This window comes from Salipiger thiooxidans, assembly GCF_900102075.1.
Taxonomy (GTDB): Bacteria; Pseudomonadota; Alphaproteobacteria; order Rhodobacterales; family Rhodobacteraceae; genus Salipiger; species Salipiger thiooxidans.
Genome location: NZ_FNAV01000008.1, coordinates 74,677 through 91,665, shown reverse-complemented (window position 1 = coordinate 91,665; position 16,989 = coordinate 74,677). Strand labels below are relative to the sequence as shown.

The 16,989-nt window shown below is 69.4% G+C and carries 17 protein-coding genes; 8 read left to right on the top strand and 9 right to left on the bottom strand.

Annotated features, from left to right (window positions below):
- Positions 1-83 precede the first annotated feature (83 nt).
- The 3 genes from BLQ77_RS13320 to BLQ77_RS13310 all read right to left on the bottom strand — a co-directional run bounded on the left by BLQ77_RS13320 (position 84) and on the right by BLQ77_RS13310 (position 3,059).
- Positions 84-1,436, bottom strand: coding sequence for an ATP-binding protein (locus BLQ77_RS13320; RefSeq protein WP_089959905.1), 1,353 nt, complete (start codon positions 1,434-1,436; stop codon positions 84-86).
- Positions 1,433-2,086 (bottom strand): response regulator, encoded by a 654-nt coding sequence (locus tag BLQ77_RS13315; RefSeq protein ID WP_089959903.1) that lies wholly within the window; start codon positions 2,084-2,086, stop codon positions 1,433-1,435. The genes BLQ77_RS13320 and BLQ77_RS13315 overlap by 4 nt, the downstream gene beginning before the upstream one ends.
- A gap of 67 nt (positions 2,087-2,153) precedes the next feature.
- Positions 2,154-3,059 carry a LysR family transcriptional regulator gene (locus BLQ77_RS13310; RefSeq protein ID WP_008887779.1) on the bottom strand — a complete coding sequence of 302 codons (906 nt, stop codon included), beginning with the start codon at positions 3,057-3,059 and terminating at the stop codon, positions 2,154-2,156.
- A gap of 106 nt (positions 3,060-3,165) precedes the next feature.
- Between BLQ77_RS13310 and BLQ77_RS13305 the strand changes: the two genes are divergently transcribed.
- From BLQ77_RS13305 to BLQ77_RS13285, 5 genes are all read left to right on the top strand, one after another.
- Entirely contained in the window at positions 3,166-3,447 is a 282-nt protein-coding gene (locus BLQ77_RS13305; protein WP_089959900.1) for a (2Fe-2S)-binding protein, read from the top strand.
- On the top strand, positions 3,444-4,802 hold the full coding sequence (locus tag BLQ77_RS13300; RefSeq protein WP_089959898.1) for an FAD/NAD(P)-dependent oxidoreductase: 1,359 nt from the start codon (positions 3,444-3,446) through the stop codon (positions 4,800-4,802). The genes BLQ77_RS13305 and BLQ77_RS13300 overlap by 4 nt, the downstream gene beginning before the upstream one ends.
- Positions 4,803-4,858: 56 nt before the next feature.
- On the top strand, positions 4,859-5,203 hold the full coding sequence (locus BLQ77_RS13295; RefSeq protein ID WP_089959895.1) for a RidA family protein: 345 nt from the start codon (positions 4,859-4,861) through the stop codon (positions 5,201-5,203).
- Positions 5,204-5,434: 231 nt separating this feature from the next.
- Positions 5,435-5,737, top strand: coding sequence for an SH3 domain-containing protein (locus BLQ77_RS13290; protein ID WP_008887701.1), 303 nt, complete (start codon positions 5,435-5,437; stop codon positions 5,735-5,737).
- A gap of 158 nt (positions 5,738-5,895) precedes the next feature.
- The gene (locus BLQ77_RS13285; RefSeq protein WP_008887654.1) at positions 5,896-6,213 is read left to right on the top strand and encodes a DMT family transporter; all 318 of its coding nucleotides are present in this window, start codon (positions 5,896-5,898) and stop codon (positions 6,211-6,213) included.
- An 88-nt stretch (positions 6,214-6,301) separates the two neighbouring features.
- Here the strand turns inward: BLQ77_RS13285 and BLQ77_RS13280 are convergent, their stop codons facing one another.
- The 6 genes from BLQ77_RS13280 to BLQ77_RS13255 form a co-directional block, all read right to left on the bottom strand.
- Positions 6,302-8,020: a hydantoinase B/oxoprolinase family protein gene (locus tag BLQ77_RS13280; protein WP_008887816.1), complete on the bottom strand. Its 1,719-nt coding sequence runs from the start codon at positions 8,018-8,020 to the stop codon at positions 6,302-6,304.
- A gap of 4 nt (positions 8,021-8,024) precedes the next feature.
- A complete protein-coding gene (locus tag BLQ77_RS13275) occupies positions 8,025-10,049 on the bottom strand; it encodes a hydantoinase/oxoprolinase family protein (RefSeq protein ID WP_089959893.1) in 2,025 nt (674 codons plus the stop codon).
- Between the two features lie 24 nt (positions 10,050-10,073).
- Positions 10,074-11,366, bottom strand: a complete 1,293-nt coding sequence (locus tag BLQ77_RS13270) for a TRAP transporter large permease (RefSeq protein WP_089959892.1) — start codon at positions 11,364-11,366, stop codon at positions 10,074-10,076.
- Positions 11,363-11,860, bottom strand: coding sequence for a TRAP transporter small permease (locus BLQ77_RS13265; RefSeq protein ID WP_089959889.1), 498 nt, complete (start codon positions 11,858-11,860; stop codon positions 11,363-11,365). Before BLQ77_RS13265 ends, BLQ77_RS13270 begins: the two co-directional genes overlap by 4 nt.
- Before the next feature lie 92 nt (positions 11,861-11,952).
- Complete coding sequence (locus tag BLQ77_RS13260) at positions 11,953-12,942, bottom strand: TRAP transporter substrate-binding protein (RefSeq protein WP_008887574.1); 990 nt, start codon at positions 12,940-12,942, stop codon at positions 11,953-11,955.
- A 21-nt stretch (positions 12,943-12,963) separates the two neighbouring features.
- Complete coding sequence (locus tag BLQ77_RS13255; protein WP_242661720.1) at positions 12,964-14,076, bottom strand: NAD(P)/FAD-dependent oxidoreductase; 1,113 nt, start codon at positions 14,074-14,076, stop codon at positions 12,964-12,966.
- Positions 14,077-14,505: 429 nt separating this feature from the next.
- On the opposite strand from BLQ77_RS13255, the gene BLQ77_RS29345 reads away from it, so the two are divergent.
- Genes BLQ77_RS29345 through BLQ77_RS13245 form a run of 3 tightly spaced genes read left to right on the top strand, consistent with a single transcriptional unit; the run spans position 14,506 to position 16,981 of the window.
- Entirely contained in the window at positions 14,506-14,775 is a 270-nt protein-coding gene (locus BLQ77_RS29345) for a twin-arginine translocation signal domain-containing protein (protein ID WP_242661719.1), read from the top strand.
- On the top strand, positions 14,678-15,208 hold the full coding sequence (locus tag BLQ77_RS13250; RefSeq protein WP_242661718.1) for a gluconate 2-dehydrogenase subunit 3 family protein: 531 nt from the start codon (positions 14,678-14,680) through the stop codon (positions 15,206-15,208). The genes BLQ77_RS29345 and BLQ77_RS13250 overlap by 98 nt, the downstream gene beginning before the upstream one ends.
- Before the next feature lie 3 nt (positions 15,209-15,211).
- Positions 15,212-16,981 carry a GMC family oxidoreductase gene (locus BLQ77_RS13245; RefSeq protein WP_089959885.1) on the top strand — a complete coding sequence of 590 codons (1,770 nt, stop codon included), beginning with the start codon at positions 15,212-15,214 and terminating at the stop codon, positions 16,979-16,981.
- Positions 16,982-16,989: the final 8 nt, after the last annotated feature.

The following is a 16,989-nucleotide window of genomic DNA, read 5'->3' as shown; positions in this document are numbered from 1 at the left end:
TGGAGGCCTGCGGAAAGCACTTCAGCTTCCCCTCAGCTTCGCACGGCAGACTGCGAGGTCGCACGCCCGCCTCAAATCAAGGCTCACACGGTGGCCTCCGGCGGAAAGCGCAGCTCGGCCGAAAGTCCGCCGAGATCGGCGGAGCGGCCCAGCGTGACCGTGGCGCCCATCCGGCCCGCGACCGAATCGACGATCGACAGCCCCAGCCCCGCGCCATGCGCCCGCGCACCGTCGCCGCGCCGGAACCGCGCGAAGAGGCGCGCACGCTCGGCCTCGGGGATGCCGGGGCCCGCGTCCTCGACCCGCAGCCACGCGACGCCGCCTTCGCTGCCGCAGCTCACCCGCACCTGCCCGCCGGGGCCGCCGTGGTGCAGCGCGTTCTCGACGAGGTTGCCGACCAGCATGCCAAGATCCTCGGGCCGGATGCGCAGCATCACCGGATCGGCCGCAAGCTCGAGCTCGGTGTCCTGCCGCACCGCCGCCGGGAACAGCTCGGAGACCACCGAGGCCAGCGCCTCGTGCAGGCAGGTCTCGGGCGCATCGGGGCGGTCGAGCCGGTCAGCGCGGGCAAGGCGCAGCAGCTGCTGGGCCAGCCGGGTCGAACGGTCGACGCCGCGCAGCACCTGGTCCAGCGCCTCGCGGCTCGGCGCATCGAGCGCGGCGCGGTCGATGGTCTCGACCTGCGCCCGGATCGCCGCCAGCGGCGTGCGCAGCTCGTGGCTGGCGTCGGCGACGAAATCGCGCTCGCTGGCGATGGCGTCGCGCAGCCGCGACAGCAGGTCGTCGAGCGCCCGCACCAGCGGCTGCAGGTCCTCGGGGACGCCCTCGGTGCCCACCGGATCGAGCGCCCCGGGACTGCGCGCCGCAAGCTGCGCCCGCAGCCGTTCGACCGGCGCCAGCGCCCGGCCAACCCCCACGTACATGACCGCCCACATGCCGATCATCACCAGCGCCATGGGCAGCGCCGCACCACCGACCACGGCAGTGGTGAGCTGGCGCACCTCTTCCTTCTTGAGCCCGGTGATCACCTGCACCGTGCCGTCGCGCGCCTCGGCGCTGGCAAGGTAGTAGCGCCGCGTTTCGAAGCCGTCCCCGGGCATCGCCACCATGCCCTCGGGGGCGAGCGCGCTGCGCAGGACCGGCTGGCCCTCGCGCAGGACGATGACGAAGAAGTTGCGGTCGCGCCGGGCCCGGACGCTCTCGACCGCCTCCTCGGCGGTCATCGCGGTCTCGTCCAGCACCTGCGCGAGGGTGAAGGCGAGATGCTCGAGCTGGTCGATGTAGGAATCGCCGATCTCGTCCCAGCTGCGCATGAGGATGAAGCCGCTGCCCACCAGCCACAGCAGGAAGAGCGGCGGCAGCAGCTCGCGGAAGAGCCTCCGGCGCAGGCTCAGCCGGGCGGCGGTTCCGGAGGGGGCGGCGGGCGGCGGGGTCACGGGATCATGTAGCCCACGCCGCGCAGGGTGCGGATGCTGGCGGCGCCGATCTTGCGGCGCAGCGCCGAGACGTAGACCTCGACGGTGTTGCTCTCGGCGCCTTCGTCCCAGCCATAGAGCATCTGCTCGAGCTGGGGCTTGGGCACGACGCGGCCGCGGCGCTCGGCGAGGTAGACCAGCAGGCGGAACTCCTTCTGCGGCAGGGTCAGGACGCGCCCGGCAAGGGTCACCGTGTGGGCCTGAAGATCCACCGTGAGCTGGCCCAGCTCGATGCGGTCGTCGCCCCGCCCCTGCGCCCGGCGCAGCAGCGCCCGGCAGCGCGCCAGCAGCTCGCCGGTGTCGAAGGGTTTCAGCAGGTAGTCGTCGGCGCCGTGATCGAGCCCGCGGATCCGGTCCTCGACACCGTCGCGCGCGGTCAGCACCAGCACCGGCGTCACGTCGCCCCGCCCCCGCAGCCCGCGCAGGAGCGTGAGCCCGTCCTGCCCCGGCAGCCCCAGGTCGAGCACCACCAGATCGAAGCCGCCACCGCGCAGCATCGCCTCGGCCTCGAGCCCGTCGCGGCTCCAGACCACATCGGCGCGGTCGCGGCCAAGGCTCTTGACCAGCGCATCGCCCACGATGGCGTCGTCTTCGATCAGCAGAATGCGCATGAGCTCTCCGGCAGCGGTACCCGCCCCATAGTCGGCCAAACTGAAGCCAGACTGAAGGGGGGGCCGGTCAGGACGGCCATGCCTCGGTGTAGCTCGCGACGCGCTGGTCGAAGGCCTCGAGGAAGGCTTCGAGATCCGGCCCCAGAGACATGCCGCGCGGCCGGATGATCGCCAGCCGGAAGCGCTGCGGCCCGTCGAAGGGCCGCGCCAGCCCGCCCCGCGCCACATGCTCGCGCGCGGTGAACGGATCCACCAGCGAGATCCCCAGCCCGCGCAGCACCAGCGCCGAGACGATGGTCGAGAGATGCGAGCGCACCGCGATCTCGGGGCTCTCGCCCATCTTGGCGAACTCGCGGTTCAGCATGCCCCCGGTCGCGGTGTTGTCCGAGAAGCCCACCACCGTCCGGCGGGGAAAGTCCCCGAAGCCGATGCTCTCGCGCTCGGCCAGCGGGTCGCCGGGCGGCAGGATGCAGACATAGGGCAGATCGATGGTGCGGATCAGGTCGACGTCGTGTTCGTGCCGGGTGGGCGAGTTGAAGCCGAGCTGGCTCTGCCGCGCCGCCACCCGGCGGATGACGTTGTGGGTCTGCATCGATTCCAGCGAGAGCCGGAAGTTCGGCCGCGCCGCCAGCAGGTCCGCCAGCGCATCGGGCAGCACCGTGTGCGCCAGCGCCGGCATCGCCGCGATCGACACCGTGCTGCGCCGCCCGAGACGGATGTCATGCGCCGTCTTCTCGATGGCCGAGAGACCGACGAAGGCGCGCTCGACCTCGACCGCGAGCTCGCGCGCCTCGGGGGTGGGGACGATCTTGCCGCCGAAGCGGATGAAGAGCCGCAGGCCCGTGCGCTCCTCGAGATCGCGGATCAGCCGGCTCACCGCGGGCTGCGACACGTTCATGATCTCGGCGGCGCCCGAGACGCTGCCGGTCTCGAGAACCGTGTGAAAGGCTTCCAGCGCGCGTTGCGACAGCATCGGTATAACATTCCCGCATAAAGGTCGCGGGTATTGTTATTTGATTTATGCCCCCCGTTGCAAGGAAACTGCCCCGAACCACGCTCTGAAAGTCACGCACCGCCCCATGTATACCCGTACCGAACCGCTGCGGCAGCCGGTCCAGTTCAGCTTCGAAGGCCAGCCTCTCCAGGCCGAGGCGGGCGAGACGCTGGCTGCGGCCCTGCTGGCCGGCAATGTCGGCGCATTCCGCACCACGCCCGTCAGCGGCAGCGACCGCGCCGCCTATTGCATGATGGGGGCGTGCTTCGAATGCCTCGTCACCATCGACGGCACGCCCAACCGGCAGGCCTGCATGACCGAGGTGCGCGACGGCATGGTGGTCACCCGCCAGAGGGGGCCCGCATGAGCCGCCGCGATCTCTGCATCATCGGCGCCGGGCCCGCGGGCATGGCCGCCGCCGTCGAGGCCCGCGCCGCCGGGCTCTCCGTCACCGTGCTCGACGAGGCGCTGCGCCCCGGCGGCCAGATCTACCGCGACGTGACCCGCGCCAGCGAGGCGCGGCTGGCGATCCTCGGGCCCGACTATGCCGCCGGTCAGGCACTGGCCGCGCGCTTTGCCGCCTCCGGGGCCGAGCATCTCTGCGGTGCCTCGGTCTGGCACATCGAGCAGGAGGACGGCGGGTTTCTTCTTTCCTACTCGCAAAACGGCGCCTCGTCGCAGGTCGAGGCGGCGAAGCTGATCGTCGCCACCGGCGCGCTCGAGCACCCGATGCCGCTGCCCGGCTGGACCCTGCCCGGCGTCACCACCACCGGCGCGCTGCAGATCCTGCTCAAGACCTCGGGCGTCGTGCCCGAGGACGTGGTGCTGGTGGGCTGCGGGCCGCTTCAGCTTCTGCTCGCGGCGCAGCTCGTGGCGGCGGGCAGGCCGCCCCGCGCCATCGTCGAGACGGTGCCCACCGCGAACTACCTCGCGGCGGGCAAGCACCTGCCGCGCGCCCTGCGCGGGTTCGGCTACCTCGCCAAGGGCGCGGGGCTGCTGCTGAAGCTCAGGCGCGCGGGCGTGCCGATCTACCGCGACGCGCAGGCCATCGCGCTCGAGGGCGACGCCACGCTCGAGGCGGTGCGCTTCACCAGCGGCGGCCGCGGGCACCGGATCGAGACCACCACCGCGGGGCTGCATCACGGCGTCGTGCCGAACCAGCAGGTCACCCGGCTGATGCGCTGCGAGCACCGCTGGAACGCCGACCAGCACGCCTTCGCGCCGGTCTGCGACACCTATGGCGAAAGCTCGGTGCCGGGGCTCTTCGTGGCGGGCGACGGCGCGGGCATCCGCGGTGCGGTTTCGGCGGCGCTGGCCGGGCGGCTGGCGGCAGCGCGCATCGCGGGCAGGCCCGACAGCGTCACCGCGCCGCTTGTGCAGGCGCTGGCCAGGGACGCCGCCGTGCGCCCCCTGCTCGAGGCGCTCTACCGGCCCTGCGCGCAGGCGCTCTCCCCGTCCGACGACACGCTGGTCTGCCGCTGCGAGGAAATCACCGCCGGCCAGATCCGCGCCGCCGCCACCGCGGGCGCGCCGGGTCCGAACCAGGTCAAGGCCTTCCTGCGCACCGGCATGGGCCCCTGCCAGGGCCGCACCTGCGGGCTCGCCGTCACCGGGCTCATCGCGCAGAGCAGCGGCCGCAGCCCAGACGACACCGGCTATTTCCGCATCCGTCCCCCGCTGAAGCCGCTGACCCTCAGCGAGATGGCCGCGCGGGACGACTGATCCCGCGCGCCCCGAACGATCACTCCCTCACGACCCCAAGAAAAGGACGTCTCCCCATGATCACCCGTCACATCCAGGGCAAGATTCACCACCGCATCGTCGAGCACGGCGACACCGTCTACATCGGCGGCCTCGTCGCCACCGACAAGACCAAGGACATGAAGGGCCAGGCGCAGGAAATCTTCGGCAAGCTCGAAGAGCTGCTGGCACAGGCCGGCACCTCCAAGGAGAAGCTGCTGCAGGTGATGATCTACTCCGCCGCCTTCGACCAGAAGGACGCCTTCAACGAGGCATGGTGCGAGTGGCTCGCGCCCGAGACCTTCCCCGTCCGCGCCTACATCGGTGGCGCCGAGCTGTCGCCGGGCACCTTGGTCGAGGTCGTGACGGTCGCGTCGAAGTAACCTCTTCCCCCCAATAAGTCTCCCCACTTGCCTCCCGCCTTGCGGGGGGCCTTTTTTGTTGGCCCGGGTGTGGTCGTGCCCGTCTGTCAGGCAGGTCCCCCGCGACCGGCGCGACACGCTTCCGCCCTGACCGGGCCTGGACCCCATCGCGGCGTTTCCTTGCGACGCGCGACGCGGTAGACTGTGCGCCGAGGCAGACGACAAGACACAACAAACAAACAGGACGAAACCATGCGAGGACCAGCCATCAGGACGCTGGCAGCCGGGGTGCTGTCGGCCATCGTGCTCGCCCAGCCCGCCGCCGCGGCCTGGCGCGAGAAATTCGAGGTATACGGCGTCGCCGAGGGCGACATGCTGAAGATGCGCGGCGGACCCGGCACCGGGTTCGACGTCTGGGTGGGGCTGCCCAACGGCACCGTGGTACGCGTGCACGAATGTACCCAGACCGGCGGCACCCGCTGGTGCGAGGTGTCGCTCGAGCGCGCCCGCAGCCTGCGCGGCTGGGTCTCGTGGGCCTACCTGCGCGAACTCTGAACGCCGGGGGGTTGCCCCCGGGCCACGCCCGGGCCGCCATCCGGCCCCGCCAGCTTGATCGCCACCGGCCACGGGTCCATATCCGTGGCCGTGCGGGACGACCCGCGCCCGTTGCTCCATCCCGGGACGGCCCGGCCCAATGTCAGGAGGGCCGAGTCATGGCCTGGTTCCAGCTCGTTCTCGCCGGATGTCTCGAAATCGTCTGGGCGTATTTCATGAAGAAATCCGAGGGCTTCACCCTGCTCATTCCCAGCGTCGTGACGCTGGTCGCGATGGTGGCAAGCTTCGCGCTGCTGTCGCTTGCGATGCGGGTGCTTCCGCTCGGCACCGCCTACACGGTCTGGACCGGGATCGGCGCGCTCGGCGCCTTCGTCGTGGGCATCCTCGTGCTGGGCGAGGCGGTGACGCCGATGCGGCTTGCGGCGGCGCTGCTGATCCTCACCGGCCTCGTGCTGATGAAGCTCTCGTCCAACTGACCGCCCCTCCCCCGCGACGGAAAACGCCCCCCGCCTTGCGGCAGGGGGCGCCGGCCCGTTCCGTGAGTGATGCCGGCCGTTCGGAGGCTCAGACGCCTGCCAGCGCCGCGGCCACCTTTTCGTCGCCGTAGAGCTCTTCGGCCCGCGCCCGGCTCATGCGGCCGTCGCGCAGGTCGCCCGCAAGCGCCGCCACGTCGCGTTCCGCCACGGCGCCGTAGCCGCCGCCGCCCGGGGTCTCGAGCCGCACGTTCTCGCCCTTGCCGAGGGTCAGCCCCGCGATCATCGGGCTCAGCTCTTCGGCGCCGTCGGTGCCGGCGTTCTTCACCAGATGCGCCTCGCGGCCGGCGGTGCCGCCCTTGGCGCCCGGCGCGCCCTCGCGGTGACCGTCCGAGCGCGCGGTGAACACCACGTCGCCGTTCGGGGCCGAGATCTGGCGGGCGATGCCCATGCCGCCGCGGTAGCGGCCGGCGCCCGGGCTGTCCTCGACCAGCGCGTATTCGTCGACGATGAGGTCGTACTCGATCTCGAGCGGCTCTATCGGCAGGTTGGACGAGTTGGTGACGTGCACGTGCACCCCGTCCATGCCGTTCCCCAGCGCCCGGGCCCCGGCCCCGCCGCCGATGGACTCGAGGTAGACGTAGCCCTCGTCACGGCCGCGGCGCTTGCCCGCGAAGACCATCACCGGAACGATGTCCTGGCCGGCCGCCTGGCCGCGGTCCTCGGGCAGCAGCTGCGAGAACGCCCCGATCAGCGCCCGCACCACCTTGTTGCAGGTGATCGACCGCGCGCCGGTGGCCGCCGGCTCGTTCGGGTTCAGCAGGCTGCCCTTGGGGGCCGAGATCTCGACGCCGTCGAACATGCCCGAGTTCGGCAGCAGGTACGGGTCGAGCAGCGTCTTCACCACGTAGTAGACCGAGGCGTTGAGCGCCGAGGCCACCACGTTGAGACCGCCGCGCGCCTGGGGGCCGGTGCCCTCGAAATCCACGATCAGCCGGTCGCCCCTGACGGTGACGTTGGCCTGAATCGGAACCTCGACCGGGCCGAGCCCGTCGCTCTCGATCTTCGAGTGGAAGGTTGCGGTGCCGTCCTGCATCTCGGCGATGCGGTTGCGCAGACGCTGCGCGGTGTAGGCGAAAAGATCCTCGACCAGCGCGTCGACCTTGTCGGCGCCCAGCGTGTCGGCGAGCTCGCGCATCAGCCGAGCGCCGCGCTCGTTCGCCGCCGCCTGCACCTTGATGTCGAGCCAGCGCTCCTCGGAGGACCGCGAGTTCAGCGAGATCATCCGCAGCAGGTCCTCGTCGAGCTCACCGGCGCGGAACAGCTTCATCACCGGAAGCCGCAGGCCTTCCTCGAAGATCGACTTGGCGCCGCCGTGGATCGAGCCCGGCACCGTGCCGCCCACGTCCGAGTGGTGGCCGATGTTGGCGGTGAAGTAGCGCAGCCGCCCGCCCGCGTAGACCGGCGTCACCACCGAGATGTCCGGCGTGTGGGTGCCGCCCGCGGCGTAGGGGTCGTTGCAGATGAAGACGTCGCCCTCGACCATGCGCCCGATCGGGTAGGCCGCCAGCACCGCGTTGACCGAGCCCATCAGCGAGCCCAGGTGCAGCGGGATGTGGCTGGCCTGCGCGATCAGCCTCCCGTCCGCCGAGAACAGCGCGACCGAGCAGTCCTTGCGCTCCTTGATGTTGGACGAGAACGAGGCCCGGATCATCGAGGTGCCGATCTCGTCGGCGACCGCGAGCAGCCGGTTGGTGAAGACCTCCATGGCGATGGGGTCGGAGAGGGCGGGTTTGTTGATCTCGGTCATGGGGTCACACCTCGATGAGCATGGTGCCCGACCCGTCCACGCGCAGCCGCTGACCGGGCTCCACGATGGTGGTCGAGGACATTTCCTGGATGATGGCGGGGCCTTCAACATAGGGCCCGACCGGCAGGCGCGCGCGCTCGTAGATCGCGGTCTCGTACCAGCCGCCGTCGAAATAGACCTGCCGCGAGCCGATCACCGCGTCGCCGTCCTGCGCGGTGTACTCCGCGTCGGGGGCTGCCGCCGAGGCGCCCTTGACCGAGAGCCGCAGGTTCACGATCTCGACCGCGCGGTTCTCGATGTCGTAGCCGTACTCCTGCCGGTGGGCGGCGCGGAAACCCTCGAGGAAGGCGTCATAGGAAGCGTCGGGGCCGTCGAGCACGACCTGAACCTCGTGGTTCTGGCCGTCGTAGCGGGCATCGACCACGTATTGCATCGAGCGGCGATCCTCGGCCACGCCCTCGCCCGCGAGCCAGTCGTTGCCGTCCTGGCGCATCTGGCCGAAGGCCGCGCCGATGGCGGGCCAGCTCCCGGCGCTGGCGGTCGAGACCCCGGTGCGCACGAAGTCGAAGCCCACGTCCGAGAGCAGGATGCCCCGGGCGCACATGGTGCCGGGCTGGGCGGGGACGATCACGGTCTTCATGCCGGTCTCGACCGCCACGGCAGCGGCGTGCAGCGGGCCCGCGCCGCCATAGGCGAAGAGCGCGAAGTCCTGCAGGCGGTGGCCCTTCTCGGTGGACACGGCGCGGATGGCGCGGCCCATGTTGGCGACCGCGATGCGCAGGATGCCGAGCGCGGCCTCCTCGACGCCGAGCCCGAGGGGCCTGGCGATCTTGCTCTCGATGACCTCGCGCGCGGCGGCCTTGTCGACCTGCATCCGGCCCGACAGCAGCGTGTCGGAATCGAGCCGGCCCAGCACGAGGTTGGCGTCCGTGGTGGTGGGCTCGGTGCCGCCCTGCCCGTAGGCCACGGGGCCCGGGGAGGCACCGGCCGAGCGCGGCCCGACCTTGAGCGCGCCGGCGTCGTCCAGCGCCGCGATGGAGCCACCACCGGCGCCGATCACGTTGATGTCGAGCATCGGGCAACGCACCGGGTAGTCGGCGACGAGGCGCGAGGTGGTGAAGGCCGGACGCCCGGCCTCGACCAGGGACACATCGGTCGAGGTGCCGCCCACGTCATAGGTCACGATGTTCGAAAAGCCCGAGACGCCGGCCACCTTGGCCGCGCCCACGACGCCCGCCGCGGGGCCCGAAAGGCAGGTGCGGACCGGGAAGCTGCGCACCGTGTCCACCGACATCAGACCGCCGTTGGAGTGGATCGTGCGCGGCGCGCTCTCGATGCCGATGTCGGCAAGGCGCTGCAGGAAGCGCTCGAGATAGCGGTCCATGCGCGGACCCACGTAGGCGTTGATCACCGTGGTCGAGAACCGCTCGAACTCGCGGAACTCGGGCAGCACCTCGGAGGAGATGGAGACGTAGGCGTCGGGCAGCACCTCGCGCACGATCTCGGCGGCGCGGCGCTCGTGCCGGCCGTCACGGTAGGCGTGCAGGAAGCAGATTGCCACCGCCTGGGCCCCGGCCTCGCGCAGCGTCTCGGCGGCGGCGCGGACCCCGGCCTCGTCGAGCGCCTGCAGGACCTCGCCGTCGGCGTTCAGGCGCTCGGTCACTTCCAGCGCCATGTAGCGCTCGACCAGCGGCTCGGGCTTGGTCACCGAGTAATCGTAGAGATGCGGGCGGGTCTGCCGCCCGATCTCGAGCACGTCGCGCGCGCCCCTGGTGGTGATGAGCCCGGTCGGCACGCCGCGGCGCTCGATCACCATGTTGGTGGCGACGGTGGTGCCGTGGCCGACGAACTCGAAGTCGGAGGGGGCGATGCCCAGCTCCTCGACGTAGTGACGCAGGCCGGTCTCGATCGCTTCCGAGGGGTCGTGCGGGGTCGAGGAGGTCTTGAAGTGGATCGCCTTGCCGCTTCCGGTCTCAAGGGCCGTGAAGTCGGTAAAGGTGCCACCCACATCGAAGCCGATACGGTACATTGGGTCAGGTCCTTTGCAGTCTGGTCACCGCTGCGCCGGGGGCATCAGCAGGTCCGGGAGGAAAAGCGTGATCTGCGGCACGAAGGCGACAAGCAGCGCCACCACGATCATCGCGACATAGAAGGGCGCCAGCGCCCGGGTGAGATCGCCCATGCCGACACGGGCCACGGTCATCACCGTATAGAGCACCAGCCCCACAGGCGGCGTGATGGTGCCGATCATCATGGTCACGACCACGGTCACGCCGAGATGCACGGTGTCGATGTCGAAGCTCGTGGCGATGGCCAGCAGCGTCGGCACCAGCAGCACCAGCGCCGCCAGCACCTCCATGAACATGCCGACGATCAGCAGGATCACGATGATCAGCGCCATGGCGGCGGCCTTGGACACGAACATGTCCTGCATCATGTCGACCATCGCGATGGGCAGGCGCTGGATCGAGATGATCCAGCCGAACACCGCCGAGACCGCGATGATGAAGAGCGTCGCCGCCGAGGTCCGCACGGTGCCGAGCAGCGCCTCGACGATCTGCGCGCGGTCGAAGCCCATCGAGAGGGTGCCGATCACGAGGATGTAGAGCACCACCACCACCGAGGCCTCGGTGGGCGTGAACACCCCCGCGAGGATGCCGCCGAGCAGGATCACCGGGGCCATCAGCGCCGGGATCGCCTTCCAGAAGGCGCAGATCACCTCGCGGAAGCCGGCACGCGGCAGGCGCGGGGCCTCCTCGCGCCCGGTCTTCACCAGGATCCAGATGATGACCATCAGCGCAAAGCCCGTCAGCAGGCCCGGCAGGGCACCGCCAAGGAACAGCCGCCCGACGGATTCCTCGGCGAGGAAACCGTAGACCACCAGCGTGATCGAGGGCGGGATGATCGGGCCCATGGTGGCCGAGGCCGCGGTGACCGCCGCCGAGAAGCGCTTCGAGTAGCCGGCCTTTTCCATGGCCCTGATCTCGACCGCGCCAAGCCCGCCTGCGTCGGCCACGGCCGAGCCGGACATGCCCGCGAAGAGGATCGAGGCCACCACGTTGACGTGGCCGAGCCCGCCGGTGATGTGGCGCACCAGCACGCCCGCGAAGTTGAAGATGCGCTCGGTGACGCCCATGCCGTTCATCAGGTTACCCGCAAGCAGGAACATCGGGATGGCCAGCAGCGAGAAGCTCTCGATGCCGTTCGAGGCGCGCATGGTGAGCTGGATCTCGGGCAGGCCCGCCAGCAGGATGTAGACCGCCGAGGTCACCAGCATGGTGTAGGCCACCGGCAGGCCGAGGACGAGCAGCCCGAAGAAGAGGATCAGGAAGATCGCGGTGGTCATGCAGAAGCCTCCGCCTTGCCGCCCCGCAGCTCGCTCCAGATGGCCTCGAGCGCGAAGAGGATGGTCGTGCCCGCGCCCAGACCGAAGGGCAGCAGGACAAGCATGAATTTCGAGGTAAGGGGGCCGTTCGGGATGGTGCCGAACTCGAGCCGCGACATCAGCGGCTGCAGCTGGCGCACCTGCGTCAGCACATAGGCCAGCACGGCGATCACCAGCCCGTGCAGCACGATGCGCAGGATCTTCTGCACCGGCGCCGACACGCGGTTCGCCATCAGGTCGAGCCCGATATGGCCGCCCTCGCGGTACACCACCGCGGCGCCGAGGAAGGTCATCCAGATCAGCGAGATCTCGGCAATGTTGTCGGTCATGTGCACCGGCGCGTTGAACACGTACCGCGAGGTGATCTGGACGCTGAGCGCCGCGATGATCGTGATGGCCAGCGCGGCGCATAGCCACAGCATGGTCCGGTGCAGACCGTTGAGGATCATGGTCATTGTCGGGGTCCGGAAACGTGGGGGGACGCGGGCCGCCGCGGGCCCGCGCCGTCGCTCGGGGGCGCGCCGGGGTCAGGCCCGGCGCGGCGCGATCACTTCATCGCCTGGATCTGGTCCCACCAGCCCTCGGGCAGCAGGCCCTCCTCCTCGAAGGTCGGGACGGAGTCGGCCACCATGGCGGCGAACTCGGCACGCACCTCGTCGGACATGTCGCAGAAGGTCACGCCCTCGGCTTCCATGGTCTCGCGGTTCGGCGCGGTCTCTTCCTCGACCAGCGACACGAAGTAGTCGCCCGCGTCCTCGGCGGCCTTGGTGACGATCTCCTTGTCCTCGTCCGAGAGCTGCTGGAACGAGGTTTCGGCGATGTAGACCGAGTTCTGCGGGTACATCATCTCGGCGTCGGTGACGTAGGGCAGCACCTCGTAGAACTTCGACGAGAACACCTGCTCGCCGGCGCTCTCGGCCATGTCGGCGACGCCCTGGCTCAGGCCCATGTAGGTCTCGCCGTAGGAGATGGTGACCGGCACGGTGCCGATGGCTTCCCAGCCGGCGATGAACATCGGCAGGTTCGGCGAGCGCACGCGCTTGCCGGCGATGTCGGCGGGGCCATGGACGCAGTCGCCCTTGGTCATGAAGACGCGCGGCTCGCGGAACCAGTTGGTGGCAAGGATGCGGACGTTGAAATCGTCCCGCAGCTCGTCCTTGAGCTCGGCCGCGAGGTCGCTCTCCATGAAGGTCAGGAAGTGCTGCTGGCTGGCGAAAACGAAGGGAATGTCGACGACGCCGAATTCCTTCACGAGGTTCGAGGCGTTCGAGCCCGACGAGATGTAGCCGTCCTGCGCGCCCACCGACATGGCCTCGATCTGGGCCGGGCCGGAGCCGAGCTGCGAGCCTTCGTAGAAGTTGATGGTGACGCGGCCTTCGGTGCGCTCGTTCACCAGCTCGGCGAAGCGCTTGGAGGCCTGCGTGACCGGCGCGCCCGGCGGGTTGATGCCGCCGAAGGTCCAGGTGACGTCGGCGCTTGCGGCGGAGGCAGCCAGCAGGCCGGCGATGGTGAGGGACGCGAGTGGAAGATGTTTCATTGTTGTGTTCCTGTTGGTCATTCAGTTGGTCTTGGCGAAGCGCTGCGCGCCGAAGCTCGCGAACTCGGGCGGGCGCTGGCCGTTCATGATCCACTGCGCCAGCGGGCCGCGATGGGCCGGCGCAAGCGTCACGCCGGAGTGGGTCGTCGCAACGAAGATCCCCGGATGCGAGGGGCTCTCGTCGTAGACCGGGTTGCCGTCCGGGGTGAGCACCCGCAGCGCCGCCCAGCTCCGGACCACGCGCAGGTTTCCGATCTCGGGCAGCAGCCGCACCGCCCGCGCCGCGAGCTGGCGCATGCCCTGCCCGGTCGAGCGGTCCTCGTCGGTCTCTTCCTTGGTGTCGCCGATGAGGATGGTGCCCTCGGCGGTCTGCCGGATGCCCGAGGTCACCGCCGGGAGGATCTGGCGGGCGCGCTCGGTGACGAGGATCTGGCCTTTCTGGCTGCGGACGATCTCGGGGATGCCGAAGGGCGCCGCAAGCCTGTTCGTGGCGAGCCCGGCAGCGATCAGCACCTTGGGGGCGGTCGCCCGCAGCCCCTCGGCCTCGATCCGGTAGCCGTCGCCCTGCAGCTCGATGGCGCTGACCTGCACGTTCGAGACGAGCCTCGCGCCGGCCGTCTGCAGCGCGATGCTGAGCCCGCGGTAGAGCGCCAGCGACTGGCAGGCCCCGTCGAGCGAGGACATCGACGCGCCCACCACCCCGGGACCCACGTCGGGCATGATCTCGAGCAGCTCGTCGCGGCGGATCATCCGCACGTCATCGCCCGGCAGCTGGTGCGCTGCGACCCGGCCGATCATCTCGGCGCGCTTGGCGAACTCGTCCTCGCCGAGGCAGAGGTGCAGCCCGAGCCCGGTCTCGTAATGCGTCTCGACGCCCGAAAGCTCGCGGATCTCGGCCTCGAGCGCGCGCCATTCGCGCACCGCCGTCCGGGTCCAGGTGGCGTAGTCGCGGTTGCCCGCGCCCTTGCTCTGTGCCCAGACCAGCCCGAAGTTGCCGCGGCTGGCACGAAAGCTGGTGTCCGAGGAATCGAGGACCAGCACCCGCGCCCCGTCACGCGCCATGCCCAGGGCCGTCGCTGTTCCGACAAGTCCGCCGCCGACCACGACAATGTCCCAATGTCCCAGATCCGTCACCTGGCGCCTTTCGTTGCTGAGAAACCTCCGGGCGATTAAGGGGACGCGGCGACCATAACGCAAATATCATTGCGTTCACGTTGTATGCGATTTTGTTATAGTCGACCCCCCCTCCCGAGGGGCGGGGGCTGCGCGCCGATGGCGGTGGCGCGGAAACGCACAGTGACTGTGCGCTCACATGCAGACCGCACCCCGAACATGACGCCGTCGCTCCCGCTCCCACCGCTACTATATATGACTTTTTGACCGTTCGGTCACTGCATCACATTCCAGAGACCGATCCCACAGGGGCATGACCCTGCGTCATAGCTGCCTTGCACCCCCTTGAGCCCCGCTTGCGCGACAGCGTGACGCGGCGTAGGCGCACGATGTCGCACCCTCCCCGGTGCACCGACGTTCCCACCAGATTCATACGGCAGGACACCCGAAATGACCGACCTTCCCGGATACCCGAGCCGCCGGAGCTTCCTCAAAGCTTCCGCCGCAGGTGTCGCATTCACGGGGCTGGCCGCTTCCGCGCAAGCGCAGGAAAGCACCCCCCCCCGTTCCCCTCGAAGACTACGACCGCGCCTATCTGAATGCCGACGAATGGGCCTTCGTGATGGCCGCGACCGCACGACTCATCCCCTCGGATGGCGATGGCCCCGGCGCCATCGAGACCCGCGTGCCCGTCTTCATCGACCTGCAGCTGGCCGGTGACTACGGCGCCGCCGGCGACTGGTACATGGAAGGTCCGCACGACCCCTCCGCCGAGCCCGCGCGCGGCTGGCAGTCCCCGCTGAACCCGGCCGAGGTCTACCGTCAGGCGATCCCCGCCTTCGACGCATGGTGCGAGGAGACCCACGGCGAGATCTTCGCCAAGCTCTCGCCCGAGCAGCAGGACGCCTCGCTGACCTCGCTGCAGAAAGGCGACGTCGGGCTTCCGTCCGAGCTGCGCGACTTCTTCACCATCCTGCTCGCCAACACCAAGGAAGGCTACTTCGCCGACCCGATCTACGGCGGCAACCACGGCATGCAGTCGTGGGTCTACATCGGCTTCCCGGGTGCCCGCGCGGCCTATCGCGCATGGCCCGAGCGGCACAACGTGAAATACCCGCTGGGTCCGGTTTCGATCAGCGGCGAAAGGGCATAAACCATGGCACGTCAGGAACAGAAAAAGGACGTGGTCATCGTCGGCCTCGGCTGGACCGGCTCCATCGCGGGCATCGAACTGGCGCAGGAAGGGCTCGAGATCGTCGCGCTCGAACGCGGCCATGACCAGAACACCGTCCCCGACTTCCAGTATCCCCAGCAGATCGACGAGCTGAAATACGGCGTCCGTCTGAAGATGATGCAGAAGCTGTCGCAGCAGACGCTGACCGTGCGCCGCAGCGGCGACGAGACCGCCCTGCCCTACCGCTCGCTGGGCTCCTTCCTGCCCGGCAACGGCGTCGGCGGTGCCGGCACCCACTGGAACGGCCTCAACTGGCGTCCGCAGCCGGCCGAGCTGAAGCTGCGCTCGCACGTGGTCGAGAACTGGGGCGAGGGCATCATCCCCGAGGGCATGAACCTCGGCGACTACCCGGTGAGCTACGACGACCTCGAGCCGTTCTTCACCCAGTTCGAGAAGGTCGCGGGCATCTCCGGCTACGCCGGCAACCTGAACGGCGAGATCCGCGAAGGCGGCAACCCGTTCGAGGGCTGGCGCTCGGAAGACTACCCGATGCCGCCGCTGCCGACGACCTACGACTCGTCCAAGTTCCAGGCCGCGGCCAAGGCGATGGGCTACCACCCGTTCCCGGCCCCCGCGGGCATCGCGTCGACCGCTTACGTCAACCCGTACGGCATGCAGATGGGCCCCTGCAACTTCTGCGGTTTCTGCGAGCGTTTCGGCTGCTACCAGTACTCGAAGAGCTCGCCGCAGACGACGATCCTCGACGCGCTGAAGCGCTACCCCAACTTCAGCTACCGCACCCAGTCCGAAGTGCTGCGGGTCGAGCTTGCCGCCGACGGCAAGACCGCGACCGGCGTCACCTACTGGGACGACGCGGCGCAGGAAGAGGTCTTCCAGCCCGCCGACATGGTGATCCTGTCGAGCTACCAGCTCAACAACGTGCACCTGATGCTGCTGTCGGGCCTCGGCGAAGCCTACAACCCGCTCACCGGCGAAGGCACGCTCGGCAAGAACTACGCCTACCAGATGAACGGCGGCATCACGATGTTCTTCCGCGAGGAAGAGTTCAACCCGTTCGTCGGCCACGGCGCCAACGGCATGGTCATCGACGACTTCTCGATCAGCCAGAACGACTTCGGCGCCGAGGGCTTCATCGGTGGCTCGTACTGGCGCTCCGGCACCTTCAACGGCCAGCCGATCCGCAACATGCCGCTGCCTGCGGGCACCCCGGCCTGGGGCGCGGGCTGGAAGCAGGCGATCGGCGAGAACTACGGCCACGCCATGTCGATCGGCTCGCACGGCTCGCACATGGCCTACGCCAACAACCACCTCGACCTCGATCCGACCTACACCGACCGGCACGGCCGGCCGCTGATGCGGATGACGTTCAACTGGCAGGACAACGACCTGCGGATGAACCAGTTCATGAAGTCGAAGATGGAACCGCTGGCGGCGTCGATGAACCCCGATCTCATGCAGGCGGGCTTCAAGAACATCGGAGCCCAGTATGACGTGCGTCCCTACCAGACCACGCACAACACCGGCGGCCACATCATGTCCGAGAACGCCCGCGAGGGTGTGGTCAACCGCTACAGCCAGACCTGGAAGGCGCACAACGTCTTCGCCATGGGCGCAGGCAACTTCGTGCAGAACACCCAGTACAACCCGACCGGGCTCGTCGGGGCGCTGGCCTACCACACGGTCAACGCGATCCGCACCCAGTACCTGTCCAACCCGCGTCCGCTGGTCTGAGGAGAATA